At 72.7% G+C, this 15296-nt stretch carries 12 protein-coding genes and 4 pseudogenes; 6 read left to right on the top strand and 10 right to left on the bottom strand.

Features of this window, described 5'->3' with window-relative positions:
• Nucleotides 1-14 precede the first annotated feature (14 nt).
• Both AC07D6_RS27410 and AC07D6_RS27405 read left to right on the top strand, forming a co-directional pair.
• Nucleotides 15-593, top strand: coding sequence for a hypothetical protein (locus AC07D6_RS27410; RefSeq protein WP_479048702.1), 579 nt, complete (start codon nt 15-17; stop codon nt 591-593).
• A gap of 170 nt (nt 594-763) precedes the next feature.
• Complete coding sequence (locus AC07D6_RS27405; protein ID WP_479048700.1) at nt 764-1336, top strand: DM13 domain-containing protein; 573 nt, start codon at nt 764-766, stop codon at nt 1334-1336.
• 127 nt (nt 1337-1463) lie between these two features.
• Here the strand turns inward: AC07D6_RS27405 and AC07D6_RS27400 are convergent.
• From AC07D6_RS27400 to AC07D6_RS27380, 5 genes and pseudogenes are all read right to left on the bottom strand, one after another.
• Nucleotides 1464-1915 (bottom strand): annotated as a pseudogene (locus AC07D6_RS27400) (helix-turn-helix domain-containing protein); the annotation flags it as partial.
• 374 nt (nt 1916-2289) lie between these two features.
• A complete protein-coding gene (locus AC07D6_RS27395) occupies nt 2290-2490 on the bottom strand; it encodes a hypothetical protein (RefSeq protein ID WP_479048697.1) in 201 nt (66 codons plus the stop codon).
• A 197-nt stretch (nt 2491-2687) separates the two neighbouring features.
• Nucleotides 2688-3380, bottom strand: a complete 693-nt coding sequence (locus AC07D6_RS27390; protein WP_479048695.1) for a response regulator — start codon at nt 3378-3380, stop codon at nt 2688-2690.
• Nucleotides 3381-3384: 4 nt separating this feature from the next.
• The gene (locus AC07D6_RS27385; protein WP_479048693.1) at nt 3385-4614 is read right to left on the bottom strand and encodes a sensor histidine kinase; all 1230 of its coding nucleotides are present in this window, start codon (nt 4612-4614) and stop codon (nt 3385-3387) included.
• 18 nt (nt 4615-4632) lie between these two features.
• Nucleotides 4633-5532: a lysostaphin resistance A-like protein gene (locus tag AC07D6_RS27380; protein ID WP_479048691.1), complete on the bottom strand. Its 900-nt coding sequence runs from the start codon at nt 5530-5532 to the stop codon at nt 4633-4635.
• Between the two features lie 327 nt (nt 5533-5859).
• Between AC07D6_RS27380 and AC07D6_RS27375 the strand changes: the two are divergent.
• Nucleotides 5860-6000: pseudogene (locus tag AC07D6_RS27375) on the top strand (transposase); the annotation flags it as partial.
• Nucleotides 6001-6108: 108 nt separating this feature from the next.
• Here the strand turns inward: AC07D6_RS27375 and AC07D6_RS27370 are convergent.
• Nucleotides 6109-6961, bottom strand: a pseudogene (locus tag AC07D6_RS27370) (alpha/beta fold hydrolase); the annotation flags it as partial.
• Between the two features lie 448 nt (nt 6962-7409).
• Between AC07D6_RS27370 and AC07D6_RS27365 the strand changes: the two are divergent.
• The 3 genes and pseudogenes from AC07D6_RS27365 (at nt 7410) to AC07D6_RS27355 (ending at nt 9897) form a co-directional block, all read left to right on the top strand.
• Nucleotides 7410-9044 carry an ABC-F family ATP-binding cassette domain-containing protein gene (locus AC07D6_RS27365; protein WP_479048689.1) on the top strand — a complete coding sequence of 545 codons (1635 nt, stop codon included), beginning with the start codon at nt 7410-7412 and terminating at the stop codon, nt 9042-9044.
• A gap of 187 nt (nt 9045-9231) precedes the next feature.
• Nucleotides 9232-9279: pseudogene (locus tag AC07D6_RS27360) on the top strand (hypothetical protein); the annotation flags it as partial.
• 387 nt (nt 9280-9666) lie between these two features.
• Nucleotides 9667-9897 (top strand): class F sortase, encoded by a 231-nt coding sequence (locus tag AC07D6_RS27355; protein ID WP_479048766.1) that lies wholly within the window; start codon nt 9667-9669, stop codon nt 9895-9897.
• 48 nt (nt 9898-9945) lie between these two features.
• On the opposite strand, the gene AC07D6_RS27350 is transcribed toward AC07D6_RS27355, so the two are convergent.
• From AC07D6_RS27350 to AC07D6_RS27335, 4 genes are all read right to left on the bottom strand, one after another.
• Nucleotides 9946-11220, bottom strand: a complete 1275-nt coding sequence (locus tag AC07D6_RS27350) for a beta-ketoacyl-[acyl-carrier-protein] synthase family protein (RefSeq protein WP_479048687.1) — start codon at nt 11218-11220, stop codon at nt 9946-9948.
• Complete coding sequence (locus tag AC07D6_RS27345; RefSeq protein ID WP_479048685.1) at nt 11213-12421, bottom strand: MFS transporter; 1209 nt, start codon at nt 12419-12421, stop codon at nt 11213-11215. Before AC07D6_RS27345 ends, AC07D6_RS27350 begins: the two co-directional genes overlap by 8 nt.
• A gap of 97 nt (nt 12422-12518) precedes the next feature.
• The gene (hemA, locus tag AC07D6_RS27340; RefSeq protein WP_479048682.1) at nt 12519-13730 is read right to left on the bottom strand and encodes a 5-aminolevulinate synthase; all 1212 of its coding nucleotides are present in this window, start codon (nt 13728-13730) and stop codon (nt 12519-12521) included.
• Between the two features lie 29 nt (nt 13731-13759).
• Nucleotides 13760-15274 (bottom strand): 3-hydroxyacyl-CoA dehydrogenase, encoded by a 1515-nt coding sequence (locus AC07D6_RS27335; protein ID WP_479048757.1) that lies wholly within the window; start codon nt 15272-15274, stop codon nt 13760-13762.
• Between the last annotated feature and the right edge of the window lie 22 nt (nt 15275-15296).

Below are 15296 nucleotides of genomic sequence, written 5' to 3'. Positions count from 1 at the left end.
GAAAGGACACGAGAATGAGCCTGCTGAGACCGGTGTTCCGTTCCTGGGCCGGGCGGGCGGGAGCGGTGGCGGCGGCCCTGGCCGTCGGGCTGTCCCTGGCGCCGCTCGCCGACGCGGACGCCCCGTCGAAGAGCGCAGCGGAAGCCACCGCCGCTCCATCCCTGCTGCTGGACGTCCCCGTCGATCCGCGGATCTCCGACGGCGCCTACGCGGGTTTCCAGTTCTGCGGTGACCCGGAGGGCGGGCCGGTCGTGACGACCAGGGGTGCGAGTCTGGCGGCCACGCTGGAGTCGGTTGCGCCGCCCGGCACCGTCGAGAAGCCGGGGGCCGGCACCTCACCCGGCCGGGGCGTGTTCTTCGAGGTGACGGACGCCGACGGGGAACCGGTCCTGCGCCGCCACACCAGGAGTCAGACGGGTCACACCGCCGTGCTCTCCCTCCCTCCGCGCGGCCTGGCGGACGGCGCGTACCGCTGGCGCGTCCGGGTGCGGGACGGCGCCACCGCGTCCCGGTGGACCGAGTGGTGCGACTTCACCGTCCGGCTGACGGAAGAGAGCGGTGACGACGGGGCGGGCGTCGGCCCCTCGCGCTGATCCCGCTCCACCCCACGGCCCGCCGGACGCCTCCGGCGGGCCGTGCCCGCCCCCGCCAGATGTTCCCTCCGTCCCCCGAAAGGCTTGCCGCAGGGTCGGGAGGGACGTTGGATGATGGGTGGAACGACGCTGACAAGAGGAAACGACGGCGACAAGAGGAAGGGCCTCCTGTGGAACGGGGTCGTAAGCGGCTGCTGTACGCGAGCGTCGGTGTGGTGGTCATGGCCGGTGTGGCGGCCGGGCTGGTGTGGTTCAAGCCGTGGGCGTTGTGGGTGGACGAGACCGTCAACGAGGCGCTGCCGTCCGGGAGCCCGCCCGCCGCGGCGGGCACGGTGCCACCGACGGCGGGCCCGAGCCCCTCCTCCCCCGCGTCCGCCCCGCCGACCGGTCCCACCGCGGTCGCGCAGGGCACCTTCATCAGCCACGAGCACACCACCCGCGGAACGGTGAAGGTCGTGCGTCTCGCCGACGGCACGCACACCCTGCGCCTCGAAGGGCTCGACACGAGCAACGGCCCCGACCTGCGCGTCTGGCTGAGCGACGCGCCGGTCAAGGAGGGCAAGGCCGGCTGGGGCGTCTTCGACGACGGGGAGTACGTCGACCTCGCCAAGCTGAAGGGCAACAAGGGCGACCAGAACTACCCCCTGCCCGAGGACGTCGACTGGTCGAAGTACCGGAGCGTCAGCATCTGGTGCGACCGGTTCGACGTGTCCTTCGGAGCCGCCGCCCTGGCCCGCGCCTGACCATCGGCCGGCGGCATGGGCCCGGGGGCGGGACCCGGCCGGTGCCATGGGGCGGCACGGGTCCGTGCAGCGCTCCGTGAGGCTTCTCCGCCTCATCACCCGGACGGTGGTGGTGTCCGTCGTCGTACGGGCCGGGGAGGGTGCGCGAGCGGAAGGTGCGCCGGTGGGTGTCCGGGGGCACGCCGACGGTGCGGTGGAAGTGCCGGCGCAGCGTCGCGGCGGTGTCCATTCCGGTGGCCGCCGCGATGCTGTCGACGGTGACGTCGGCGGTCTCCAGCAACTCCTGGGCGTGGCAGATGCGTTGGGTCGGCGGCCACTGCAGCGGGGTGGTACCGGTCACGAACCTGAAGTGGCGGCCCAGGTTGCGCGAGCTCATCCGTGCCTGGCGGGCCAGGTCCTCCCCCCCCGTCAGCGACTTGTCCATCTGTTCCAGCACCCAGGGGAGCAGCGCGGCGAAGGGACGGCCGTCCGGGGGGCACCGGGACGATGACGAACTGGGCCCGGCCACCGTCCCGGTGGGACGGGTACGACCAGGCGCAGGGCGACCGTGTTCGCGACCGACGAGCGATCCATCCGAAGATGCCCGCCCGGACCACCCCCGCGGGTGCGGGGACGACCTCAAGAAGGGGCCGCGCGGGCCAGTTCACTGGGGACCGTCCCCGCGGGTGCGGGGACGACCGAGGCGAGGGCCAAGCCCATCTCCATGTGTTCGTCAAGGGCCGACTCGGGTTTCATGGGGTGATCCTCCTTCGTCCCCGGCCGGCCCGGGCCGGGAACCGTCAAAGCTGCGGGGCGGGTGGGCAGCGCCATGATCACCGTGTCACCCGGCGGGTGGGAGAAGGCGTCCGGTGTCCCGGCCCAAGCGGGTTCGGGGGCACCGGGGGCGGCGGTGTTGGCGAGCGATCACCGGACGGTGGCCGCCGCCGAGCGGGACCGTACCCGACGAGGCACGGTCACACGGGGCCGGCGCAAGCGAGGGCGAGGACCGTGAGGACGCGGGTGTCCCGGCCGATGAGGATGACCGCGGCGACGTGCCCGCGGGTGACGGTGCGGACGGTGCCGTCGTCCTGCCCGTACGGCTCCGAGCAGCCCAGCGGGTCGCCTCGGGCGTCGACGAGGCACACGGCGAGGTCGCGGCGCGCGGTGTCGGGCATCTGCTTGGGCTTTGACAGTGAATCCGGGGTCCGGGCCGCCCGTCGCGGCTGTTTCGGATCTTGCTCCGGGAAAGGGTCGTTCATGCGAGGACCGCACGAGGCTCCGGTCGGTTCGGTCGCGCAGTTTGGCCACAAGAACCCGACCAGTCGGCGTGCGTCGTACCCACCTCGGTGTCCAGGTCGACGAGCGCGTGGGTTCAGCCGGTGGAGGAGACCAGCCCGACCCGGTAGGCGAGGACGACGGCCTGGACCCGGTCGCGCAGGCCGAGTTTGGTCAGGATCCTCGACACGTAGGTCTTGACCGTCTCGGGGGTGATGAAGAGCTCCGCGGCGATCTCCGCGTTCGACAGCCCCTCGGCGATCTGCCGGAGTACCTCCAGCTCGCGCGGGGTCAGTGCCCGTACCAGGTCCTCCCTGGCCGGCCGGGAAGCATCGGCCGGGCGCAGGTGTTCGGCGAAGTGGCCGATGAGATGGCGGGTGACGGCGGGGGCCAGCAGGGCCTCGCCCCTGGCGACCGTCCGAATGCCGTTGACCAGTTCCGCCGGGGGCGCGTCCTTGAGGAGGAAGCCGCTGGCCCCGGCACGCAGTGCGTCATAGACGTAGGCGTCAATGTTGAAGGTGGTGACGACCAGCACCTTCGGCGGTGCCTCGGCGTCGGGACCGGCCAGTTGCCGGGTCGCCTGGATGCCGTCGAGCAGGGGCATCCGGATGTCCATCACCACCACGTCGGGACGCAGACGCCCTGCGGCCCGGACCGCCTCGTGCCCGTTCTCGGCCTCTCCGATGACCTCCATGTCGGGCTGGGCGGAGAAGATGGTGACGTAGCCGGTGCGCACCAGTGCCTGGTCGTCGCAGACGAGCACACGGATCGGTGGCGGCGCATCGCTCACGGGATCACTCCGATGCGGGCTTGGACGGAATGGTGGCGTGGACCTCGAATCCGCCTTCGGGCCGGGGTCCGGCCTCCAGTTCACCATTGACCATCCGCGTCCGTGCACGCAGCCCCGCCAGTCCACGCCCGCCCGCAGGGTCCGGCTTCCGCACGGCAGGTGCGACCGCCGGAGAGGTGGGGGGCCCGTCGGTGGTCACCTTGATCTCGATGCGCTCCTCGCCGTGCCGGACCAGGACCCGTGTCGTCTGCCCGGTGGCGTACTTCATCGCATTGGTGAGCGCCTCTTGCACCACCCGGTACGCGGCCAGCTCCACGTCCACGGACTGCGCTCGCCGCTCGCCCTGCTCGCTGAACTCGATCGGCTGCCCCGACCTGCGGGCCTGTTCGACCAGGTCCCCGAGCCGTCCCAGGGCGGGTGCCCGCTCCGCGCGCGCCGGATCCGCGGACGCCGACTCACCGGTCGCCTCCAGCACGCCGAGCAGGTATCGCAGCTCTGTCAGCGCCCGACGGCCGGTGTCGCTGACGGCCGAGAGTCCCTCGCGGGCTTTGTCCGGTGCGGAGGTGAGCAGGAACTGTGCCGCGTCCGCCTGGACCACCATGGCCGTCACATGATGGGTGACCACGTCGTGCAGCTCGCTGGCGATTCGTGCCCGCTCTGCGGCCGTGGCCACTTCGGCGGTCAGCCGCCGCCGCTGCGCCTCTTCCGCCCGCCGTGTGCGCACGCTGCTCCCCACCAGCCAGAACGCGGCCAGAGTCAGATGGAACGCGAGGTAGTCCGCGATGCCCTGCGGTGAGCCGAGGTGGTCCAGGACGAGGGCCAGCACGGCATAGCCCGCACTCACCACGCCCGCCAGACCGGGGCGGAAGCGGACCTGGTGGGCTCCGGCCGAGTACAGGGCCAGATACAGCCCCAGACTCCCGAACGTCGTCGCGAAGCCCAGCGCCTGGTGCGCGGCGAACGCGCCCGCGACGACGGCCAGACAGCCCGCGGGCCACCGTCGGCGGGCCGCCAGCGGCAGGGTCTGGGACAGAATCAGCCCGACGCTCAGCGCGCTCGCCGGCCGCTCGGGCAGATCCCCGATCTGCGCTCCGATGTTGGACAGGGTGGGTACGAAGGCCAACAGGGCCAGCACCAGGGCGAGGACGCCGTCCTTGAGGAAGGCGTCCCGCTCCTCCCACCAGTCGAGCGGCGCCCGGAGCAGCGTACGGCGCCAGGGCGTCTGAGGGGACATCACTACCGTTTCCTCCGATCAGCCGGCCTGAGCGTGTCGTGCGGATCGACGGGGTAGCAGACGGTCGCCGCGGCGGGCGAGGACGAACATCCGGGCGGCGAGCAGCACACCGATGACGACGGGCACCAGCGCCGCTTCCAGGCCGAAGCCACCGCCGGTCAGCACGGCGGGGCCGTGCGCGTCTACGGTGAACAGGCCCTCGGAGGTGTGCCCGGAGACCGGGATGCCGAGCAGCTGCTCGGTGGTGTTCCAGGCGAAGTGCAGACCCGCGACGAACCAGATGGTACGCCGCCACAGGAACGCGGCGCCGAGCATCACGCCCGCCTCCAAAGCGATCGCCAGCGCGCTCCACGCACTGGCTCCCGGAGCGCCCAGATGGGCGATGCCGAAGAACATCCCGGTGACCACGATGGCGGCCCGGCTGCCCCACAGCTGCTCCAGAGCCTGCAGCGCGAGACCGCGGAACAGCAACTCCTCGGTGACCGCGGTGCCGATCTGCACCATGACCGCAGACCAGACGACCGCCATGAAGCCATGGCCCGCCCAGGAGAACGAGTAGCCCCCGAACGCCGTGATCAGCAAGGCGGACACCAGAACGAAGCCCAGGCCGATCGCGCCGCCCAGCAGCGCCTCCCGGCCGGCTCCCCGCCGGGCGATCTCCGGCGTCGAGCGTCGCGCGACACGGCGCATGACCAGCCAGTACACGGCTACCGCGGCCACCGCGCCCAGCACCGGAACCGGACCAGGACCCGTGGCGGTCAGGCCCGAGACCAGCCCGACGCCGACCAGGCCGGTCAGCATCCAGCCGAGCGGGGAGCGGACGATCCGGTCGAGACGACCGCCGCGAGCGTCGTGACCGTCGGGGCCCGTGCCCGGGCCGGGGCCTCCGGCGTGCCGTGCGGTGGACGCGGTACTCATCGTGGCCTCCCCTGTGGCGGTCGCACGGGCTGCGACCTGACGACCACGCTAGGGATCCGGAGCCGTCCGCGAATCACCCGCACGTGGACAGCTCCTGTAGCTCTCGTGGGGGATGCGCCTCGGAAAAGGATCAGACACCCGTACGAGAGCCGGGCACCATGACCGGCGCGAGTACGAGAACCGGGTCAGCACGCTCACGCTAACTGCCCGAGCGCGACCGGCTGGTCATGCCGCCGTGGGAGGATCCGGCCGCGGTGATGACGACCTCCTCACGTCGGGGGCGCTCATCGTGGTTCCTCGGGGTCGTCTGCGCCCGGCTGCTGGGCGCGGCACGACCTGCGGGAGATCGCCAACGCGATCCTGTACGTCAACCGCACCGGCATCCCGTGGGAGTACCTGCCCCGCGGCTTCCCGCCGTACAAGACCGTTTATGACCCCTACGCCAAGTGGGAAGCCGACGGCACCACCCAGCAGGTCCACGACCTGCTCCGGGACGAGACCCGCCGACCCCACGGCCGCAACCCCCGGCCGACCGCGACCATGATCGACGCGCAGAGCGTGGAGACCTCGGCAAACGTGGACGAGACCAGCCAGGGCGCGGTGTTCGTAGGGGCCGGTGAAGTGGTGCCGGTGGGCCGAGCCGTCACCGGGCGGGGGTGAAGGGATCGAGGGCCGGGTCGAGTGCGATGGCCGGAACCCCGATGGAGGGCCGGGCGGCAAACCGCCTCTCGTAGCGGTCGAAGCGGCGGTCACCCTCGAACAGGCCGATGCGCCAGCGGTAGTTGTAGAGGACGACGGCCGTGCAGTCGGGGTTCTCGAAGGCCCTGGCGGTGCGCTCGAAGGCGGCGTCGTCGAAGTCCCAGCCGGGCGAGAGCAGCCCCCACACGTAACGGCACAGCGCGACGCGCTCGTCCGGGTCCTCCGTCGCCTTCCGGCCGCGCTCGGTGGCGAAGTGCCACTGGTACCACCAGAGGTGCTCGACGCCCGGGGCGGCGGGCTCCAGCTGGGACCGGCGGTGGGTGGTGAGGTAACCGCTGGTCGAGACGGGCGCCTTGACCCGCTCGGGCCAGAGGGCGGCGGCGATGTCGGCGGTGCGGGAGCCCCAGTCGAAGCCGCCGAGCACGGCGCGCTCGATACCCAGGGCGTCCATGAGGGCGAGGACGTCGAGCGTGACGGTGGACTGTTCGGCGGTGCGTGGCGTGCGCCGGGACAGGAACCGCGTGGAGCCGTGGCCGCGCAGGCACGGCACGATCACGCGGTAGCCGAGGCGGGCAAGGAGCGGGGCGACGTCGACGTGGCTGTGGATGTCGTAGGACCAGCCGTGCGGACACGGGACGACCGGGCCCCCGGCGGGGCCGGCCTCGGCGTAGCCCACGTCGAGGACGCCGACCCTTACCCGCTTGAGGGTGGGGAAGGACGTGTGCGCGCCGGTGGCGCCTCCCGCCCGGACCGGGCGCGGAGGACGCGGCCGGGACGACGGCTACACCGACAGCCGCGGCGACTGCAGCCTCGCGTCCCGCGTCTGCCCGTCACCCACGCTGCACCCGCGAGGTGCGTGGGGCGACCGCCGGCCGCCGGCATCCTCCCGGACCGGGGACGTGCCGCCGGTGGTACGGATGGGAAGGGGGCGACCCGCGGAGGCGGAAAATCCCGGCAGGTCCCCGAAGGGCTTTGTTAGCCTGGGAACGACGTTGACCGCGTATCGAAGGAGTCACAGACGTGGTGGGTGACGACGACATCTCCGGGTGAGATCCGGATCCGACGGTCACCGGGCGCGCCGAGGAGGCGCCGCCGAGGGGGCTGTCTCGTCGTACCCCCTTTCCGCACGTCTGCCCGGGGCGGAGCTGTCTTCGCCCCCGCCTTCACGAGGTCCTCCCATGTCCGACGTCTCCGTCGTCTGCTCGAACCTGTCCTTCGCCTGGCCCGACGACACCCCCGTCTTCCACGACCTGTCCTTCGCCCTGTCCAGCGGCCGCACCGGGCTGGTCGCGCCCAACGGCTCCGGCAAGACCACCTTGCTCAGGCTGATCGCCGGTGAGCTGCAGCCCACCGCCGGCTCGGTGTCCGTCGGCGGCACGCTCGCCTACCTGCCGCAGTCCTTGCCCCTGACCGGCGGCCTCACCGTCGCCGAGGTGCTGGGCGTCGCCGACGTGATCCGCGCCCTCGACGCCGTCGAGTCCGGCGACGTCGCCGAGGAGCACTTCGCCACCATCGGCGACGACTGGGACATCGAGGAGCGCACCCGCGCCCAGCTCGACCGTCTCGGTCTCGGCGGCCTCGCCCTCGACCGCCGCCTGGACACCCTCAGCGGGGGGCAGGTCGTGCAGCTGGGTCTCGCCGCCCAGCTCCTCAAGCGCCCCGACGTCCTGCTGCTCGACGAGCCGACCAACAACCTCGACCGCGACGCCCGGCACCGGCTGTACGACGTCCTCACGGACTTCGGCGGCCTGCTGCTGCTCGTCGCCCACGACCGTGCCCTGCTCGACCGCATGGACGGCATCGCCGAGCTCGGCGGCTCCCGACTGCGTCTCTACGGGGGTGGCTTCACCGCGTACGAGGAAGCCGTGCGCGCCGAGCAGGAGGCCGCCGAGAAGAACGTCCGCAACGCCGAGCAGGAGCTGAAGCGGGAGAAGCGGGAACTCCAGCAGGCCCGCGAGCGTGCCGAACGCCGCGCGAGCAACGCCGCCCGCAACCTCAAGAACGCCGGCCTGCCGCGCATCTTCGCCGGCAACATGAAGCGCGGCGCCCAGGAAGCGGCGGGCCGGGCGGGACAGATGCACGCGTCCCGCGTGGGCGAGGCCAAGGCACGCCTCGACGAGGCCGGCCGCGCGCTGCGCGACGAGCAGCGCATCACCGTGGACCTGCCCGACACCCAGGTCCCCGCCGGCCGCGACCTCTTCCTCGGCAAGGGGATGCGGGTGTGCCACGGCGGGAAGGACGTCTTCGCGGAAGGAGGCGTCGACCTCTCCGTACGGGGCCCCGAGCGCATCGCCCTCACCGGCCCGAACGGCGCGGGCAAGACCACTCTGATGCGGCTCGTCACCGGCGAACTCACCCCCGACGCCGGTGAGATCCGGCGCGGCGCCGGCCGCGTCGCCTACCTCTCGCAGCGTCTGGACCTGCTCGACCCGGACCGCACCGTGGCGGAGAACTTCGCCGCGTTCGCGCCCGAGCGGCCGGAGGCGGAGCGGATGAACCTCCTCGCGCGCTTCCTCTTCCGAGGGGCCGGGGCGCACCTGCCCGTCCGCGTGCTCTCGGGCGGCGAACGGCTCCGGGCCACCCTGGCCTGCGTGCTGTGCGCCGAGCCGGCGCCCCAGCTGCTGCTGCTCGACGAGCCGACCAACAACCTCGACCTGGTGAGCGTGGGCCAGATGGAGAGCGCGCTGGACTCCTACCGGGGCGCCTTCATGGTGGTCAGCCACGACGAGCGGTTCCTCGCGGCGATCGGGGTGAACCGGTGGCTGCGGCTGGCCGATGGAAGGCTCACGACGACCGGAGCGCCGGCGGTGTGAGCCGGACGCATCCAGCGGCCCGCGTCCGAGGCCCCGTGCCCGGCGGGCGGACCACCGATCACCCTGGACGGTTCCCCGTGCCCCGACCCGCTCTGCTCGCCCACGACCTCGTCCGCGATCTCGTCCGCGATCTCGGCGGACGGCGCGTCCTCGACGGCTTCTGTCTCACCGTGTCCCCGGTCACCGGATCGGCCTGATCGGAGAGAACGGCGCCGGCAAGTCCACCCTGCTCAGGGTGCGGGCCGGCCCGGTCGAGCGCGGTCACGGCCTCGTCGGGGGCGCCGCTGAGGACCGCGCCGAGCGCAAGCGCGCATCCCAGGGGGAGCCGGTCTTCCGCTCGGACATCGACCGGTACCGGTCGGGACCGACCGCAACGGGGCCGTACCAGGGAAGCTCCTCGAAGCACAGGTCCTCCGCCTGGCCGGACACGAGCGCGGTGAGGATCCGGCACAGGCACCGGACAGCGCCCGCCGTGTGCCGGCCCGGGGTCTCCGCGGGGCAGGAGACGGCCCGGGGCGAGGAGCGCGTCACCGGCCAGGACGGCCAACCCGGTCCCGTAGGCCTTCCACACCGCCGTGCGCCGCCGCAGCGCGTCGGCGCCGTCGTGGAGCAGGGAGAAGGCGTGCACGAGCTCGACGGCCACGGCGCCGGGGACGGCGTCGTCGCCGCGCGCCCCGTCGACGACGTGCGGGTCCTCGGCCGACACGAGTTCGACCCGGAACAGGCGTACGAACAACGGCACCCCGGCCGCCCCGAGCCGCGCCCGATCACCTGCGGCGGCACCTTCCGCCGGGCGCTGGGCGCCCACACCGCGAACGTGGTGGTCCCCGCCCGCCTGACGGGCACCGGCTGACGGCGCGTGCTGTCGGCGGGGTGCGCCGGGGTGGCCGGGGCGCGGATCTCAGGCCGCCACCCCCATCGCCAACACCGACGTCTGGCTTCCGAAGGCGAACGACATGGACACCGCGAGATCGAACGAGGTGTCGCGGGCGCCCTCCGCCACGTGGTCGTGGTCGCACTCCGGGTCGGGCGTCGTCAGGTTGATGGTCGGCGCCAACCGCTGGTGGTGCAGCATCAAAGCGGTGGAGGCCGCATTGATGATCCCGGCCAGGCCGAAGGTGTGCCCGTAGATCGGCTTGTTGGAGCTGATCGGGGGCAGCGCCCCGAGGCCACGGTCGGGATACAGTGCGCGCAGGGCCCGGCTCTCGGCGAGGTCGTTGTAGCGGGTCGCGGTCCCGTGGGCGCAGAAGTAGCCCACCTCGTCCGGGCGGCGCCCGGCCTCCTCCAGGGCCTCCACCACCAGACCGGCGGTGACCTTGCCGGTCAGGTCCATGGTGGTGGGGTGGTCGGCCTCGTTCATCGAGGCGTGGGCGAGGACACGGGCGTACACCCGGGCCCCGCGCCGCAGCGCGGTCGACTCCCGTTCCAGGCACAGCACCACGGAGCCCTCGCCGAGGGCGAACCCCTCGCGGTCGGCGCTGTAGGGGCGCACCGCGCGGGACGGGTCCTCGGACTCCGTGGAGAGCACACCGTTGCCCAGCGCCCGGTAGCAGTGCGCCACCTCGGGCAGGATGGGGAACTCGTGGCCGCCGACCAGGACGGCGTCGCTGCTGCCCGCCCGCAGTTCCCGCAGGGCCAGGCCGATCGCCTGGTGGCCGCCGACGCAGGCGTTGCTGACGGTCGTGACGAGGCCCTGGGCCCCGGTGTGGATGGCGGCCAGGCTGGCCGGGGTGCCGGGCAGCCCGCGGAACATGGCGCCCTTGTCGTCGTACGCCGTCGGGTCCTCGCCGCGCAGCACCGGCTGCCACCAGGAGAGCGGGCCGCGCGACGAGGAGAAGATCACGCTGAGCCGCCGGGGGTCGACGTCCCCCTGACCCAGGCCCGCGTCGTCGCGGGCCTGGACGAGCGCGGACATCGCGATCAGGATCTCCCGGCTGTACTTGCGGGCGTGGGAGGGGTCGAGGCCGGGCAGGCGAGCGGTGTGGTCGAAGTCGCGTATCTCGGCCGCCGCGTGCACGGGCAGCCCCTCGGCGGGGCCGTCGAACCGGGTGAGGGCCCCGATCTGGGACCGCCCGCCCGAGACGTGCTGCCAGAATTCCGCGGCCGATCCGGTACCGGGCAGCAGGGTGCCTATCCCGGTGATGACGACGGGGTCGTCGGCAGGTCGGTCAGTCATCGTCGGAAACTCCTTGCCGCGCGGGGTCACTGCGTGTCTCCCGCGCTGGACCGGTGGGGGTGGGACGTCCGTAGGTGAGGGCCGCGACGGCGACGGCGACGGCCGCGAGGACGAAGGCGGGCACGGCGGTCGACTCGGGGCCCCAGGCGTTGACGAGGAGGCCGCCGACCGCGCCGCCGATGGCGATGCCCAGGTACAGGGCGGAGCTGTTGAGCGCCACGGTGAAGGGGCCGCTCGCCTCGCTGAGCGAAAGCAGCCGGTGCTGCTGGGGCACGAGGTACATCCACCCCGTGGCGCCCCAGACGAACAGCGCGACGCCCGCCCCGATCAGGGACCCGGACCACAGCGGCAGCAGGGCCAGGTCCACCGCCATGCCGCCGACCGCGAGCAGGAGCACCGCCCGGTTGCCCAGCCGGTCGGTGGCGATCCCGGCGATGGCGTTGCCCGCGACGGCGCCGACGCCGAAGACGAACAGCAGCACCGACAGCGCCCGCCCGCCGTGGGTGGTGTCCTGGAGCACCGGGCCGATGTACGTGTAGACCACGTGCTCGGAGGTGACGGCGAGCAGGGTGACCGACAGGGTGATCAGGACGGCCGGGTTGCGCAGGCCCGAGAGCCGTTCGGCCAGCGGGTGCCTGCCCGCGGGCGCCAGCCTCGGCAGCATCAGGGCCCCCAGCAGCGCGACCGCGCCCAGCGCGGCGACCGCCCACAGCGTGGCCCGCCAGCCCGCCAGGCCGCCGATCCAGGTGCCGATCGGCACCCCCAGCGCGGTGGCCACGGTCAGGCCGCCGATGACGATGCCCAGTGCCCGGCCCCTGCGCTCCTCGGGGACCAGGGACGCGGCGGCGGCGGAGGCCTGGGGCGTGTACGAGGCGGCGCCCAGCGCGGCGACGAACCGGCCCGCCGCGACCCATGCGTAGGAGTCGCCCAGTGCGGAGACCACGTTGCCGGCGATGAACACCCCCAACCCGCAGGCCAGTACGGTCCGGCGGGACAGCGAGCCGGTGATCGTGGCGCTGACCGGGGCGAACAGCGCGTACGTCAGGGAGAACACGGTGATCAGCTGACCGGCGGCACCGGGGGAGACACGGAGGTCGTCCGCGATCTCCGGCAGCACACCGGCGATCACGAACGCGTCCGTGCCGATGGCGAAGGCGCCCACCGCGAGCAGCCAGAGCACGGGTGGGGTGGCGTTTTTCACGGGAATCCTTGAAATCTCGTGTTCAGGTTCGGTCGTCGCCCCGGCACGAGGACCGTTCCGGAACTCGTGCCGGGGCGACGGCCGTCGGCCGGTGCGATCAGCGGCTGCGGGGAAGACCGGCCGCCGACCACACGGTATCGAGCGCCTCGACGAACACCTGGACGTCCTCGGCCGTGTGACGGGAGGTGGGCGTGACGCGCAGCCGCTCGGTGCCCTCGGGCACGGTCGGCGCGTTCACCGGCTGGACGTAGATGCCGTGGTCACCCAGGAGCAGCGCGCTGACCTCCTTGTTGCGGTGCGGGTCGCCGACGAGCACCGGGACCACGTGGCTGTCCCGCGAGATGACCGGGATGCCCCGCGCGGCCAGTCCCTCCTTCAGCTCCGACGCGCGCGCCCGCAGCAGGTCCCGCTGGGTGGAGTCGTGGCGGACCAGACGCAGCGCGGACAGCGCGCCGGCCACCAGCGGCGCCGGGGCGGAGGTGCTGAAGACGAACGGGGCCGCGAAGGTCCGCACGCTGTCGATGACCGAGGCCGGCCCGGCGATGTAACCGCCGGCCCCGCCGAGCCCCTTGCCGAAACCGCCCTGGAAGACGGTGATCCGGTCGCGGACGCCCTGCTCCTCCGCGTAGCCGGAGCCCTCCTCGCCGTAGATGCCGACCGAGTGGATCTCGTCCAGGTAGGTCAGGGCGCCGAACTCCTCGGCGATGTCCACGATCTCCCGGATCGGGGAGAAGTCGCCCTCCATGGAGTACAGGGACTCGAAGGCGACCAGCTTGGGCGCGTCCGGGTCCGTCTCCTCCAGCAACTTGCGCAGGTGGCCCGTGTCGTTGTGGCGGAAGATCCTCTTCTGCGCGCCGCTGTTGCGGACGCCCTGGATGATCGACGCGTGGTTCAGCTCGTCGGAGAAGATCACCAGCCCGGGTATGCGCCGGCCCAGCACCGACAAGGTGGCGTCGTTGGCCGCGAAGCCGGTGCTGAACAGCAGCGCCCGCTCCTTGCGGTAGAGCGAGGCGAGCTCGGCCTCCAGGTCCTCGTGGAAGGTGCTGGTGCCCGAGATGCTGCGCGCGCCGCCGGTGCCCAGGCCCACGCCGCGCACCGCGTCGGCGACCGCGTCGATGACCGTCGGGTGGTGGCTCAGCGAGAGGTAGTCGTTGGAGCACCAGACGATGATCTCGCGCGGCCCGTCGGCGGCGTGGAGCACGGCCTGCGGGGCCGTCTCGGCGCGGCGCTCCAGATTCAGGTACGTCCGGTAGCGCCCTTGCTCCTTGGCCGACGCGACGTCCTGGGCGAGGTGTGACAGAGCCTGCATGGGTGGGGTTTCCCTTTCTGGCGTGGGGGTCAGGCCGCGAGCGGGCCGGTGCGCAGCGCGCCGCGGCGCAGCGCGGGGGAGGGGCGGTAGTGCCCGTCCCGGTGTTCGTCGTCGAGGTTCTCCAGCAGGGCGAGGACCGAGGGAAGCCCGATCCGCTCGCCCCAGGCGACCGGCCCCAGCGGGTAGTTGGTGCCCAGGCGCATGGCGGTGTCGATGTCGGGGGCGCTCGCCAGGCCGTCGGCCACCGCGTCCAGCGCGATGTTGACGAGCATGGCGACGGTGCGGAACACCAGCAGCCCCGGGATGTCGTCCACCGTGCTGACGTCCTTGCCCAGCAGCTGGAACAGGCCCACCGCGGCGTCCCGCGAGGCGTCGGGCGCCCCGCCGCTCACCGCCAGGGCGGTACGGGAGGAGGTGGCGAAGTCCAGGCTCAGGTCGAACAGGACGACCGGGCGTTCCGTACGCCGGGCGTGCCGGTCGGCCGTGCGCCCGTCGGTCAGACGCAGCAGCGTCCCGTCGGGCAGCTCGAACATTCCGTCCAGCGCGCTGCCGGCGTCGGCCGCCACCCGCTCGACGGGGATCCCGGCCGCGACGAGCACGTCCACGAGCCCTCCGGCGGGCCCGGCGTCACCGTGCAGCCGCACCAGACGCGGCGGCGGTACGGACACCGGGGCGCGGGTGTCGGGAGCGGGCCGGGCGGCGCCGGGCCCGTGGTCGTAGAACCCCCGGCTCGCCTTGCGCCCCAGGTACCCGGCCTCCACCAGCTTGCGCTGGACGAGGGAGGGGGCGAAGCGCGCATCGTGGTGGAAGGCGCTCCACACCCCCCGGGTGACCGCTTCGTTGACGTCGTGGCCGATGAGGTCCATCAGCGCGCAGGGGCCCATGGCGAAGCCCCCCGACCCCGTGAGGACCGCGTCGATGGTGGCCGGTGACGCCGCCCGCTGTTCCCGGGTGCGCAGCGCCTCCCCGTAGAAGGGGCGTGCCACCCGGTTGACGATGAATCCGGGCAGGTCGGCGGAGAGCACCGGGGTCTTTCCCCAGCGTTCTGCGGTCCTGCGCAGGAAACGGGTGGTGCGCTCGGCCGTGGACGGCGCGGAGACCACTTCGACCAGCGCCATCAAAGGAGCCGGATTGAAGAAGTGCAGTCCCGCGAACCGGGCCGGGTTTTCCAGGCCGGCGGCGAGAGCGGTCACGGACAGGGAAGAAGTGTTGGTGGCGATAACGGCTTCCTCGCCCACGTGCTTCTCGATGTCCGCCAGAAGTGCGGACTTGGCCGCCATGTCCTCGTGCACGGACTCTATGACGAGGTCGGCCGATGCCGCTTCCGGTAATTCTTCCGAGGTGGTCAGCCGGTCCAGGGCGGCGAGCGCTTCCTCTTTTTCCAGCCGTCCCTTGTCGACCAGCCGGAGGATGCGGCTCTCGATTTCCTCCCGGCCTCGGCGGGAGCTCTCCGCGCGGCGGGTCAGCAGGAGTACCCGGTGGCCGGCGAGGAGCGCGACCTGGGATATCCCGGTTCCCATGGCGCCGGCTCCGACGACGGCCACAAGATCGCCCGGTTGCTTGTAT

This window comes from Streptomyces sp. NPDC045287, from assembly GCF_056432325.1.
The sequence above is the reverse complement of the archived record's forward strand: the minus strand, read 5'-3'. Positions and strand labels throughout refer to the sequence as shown.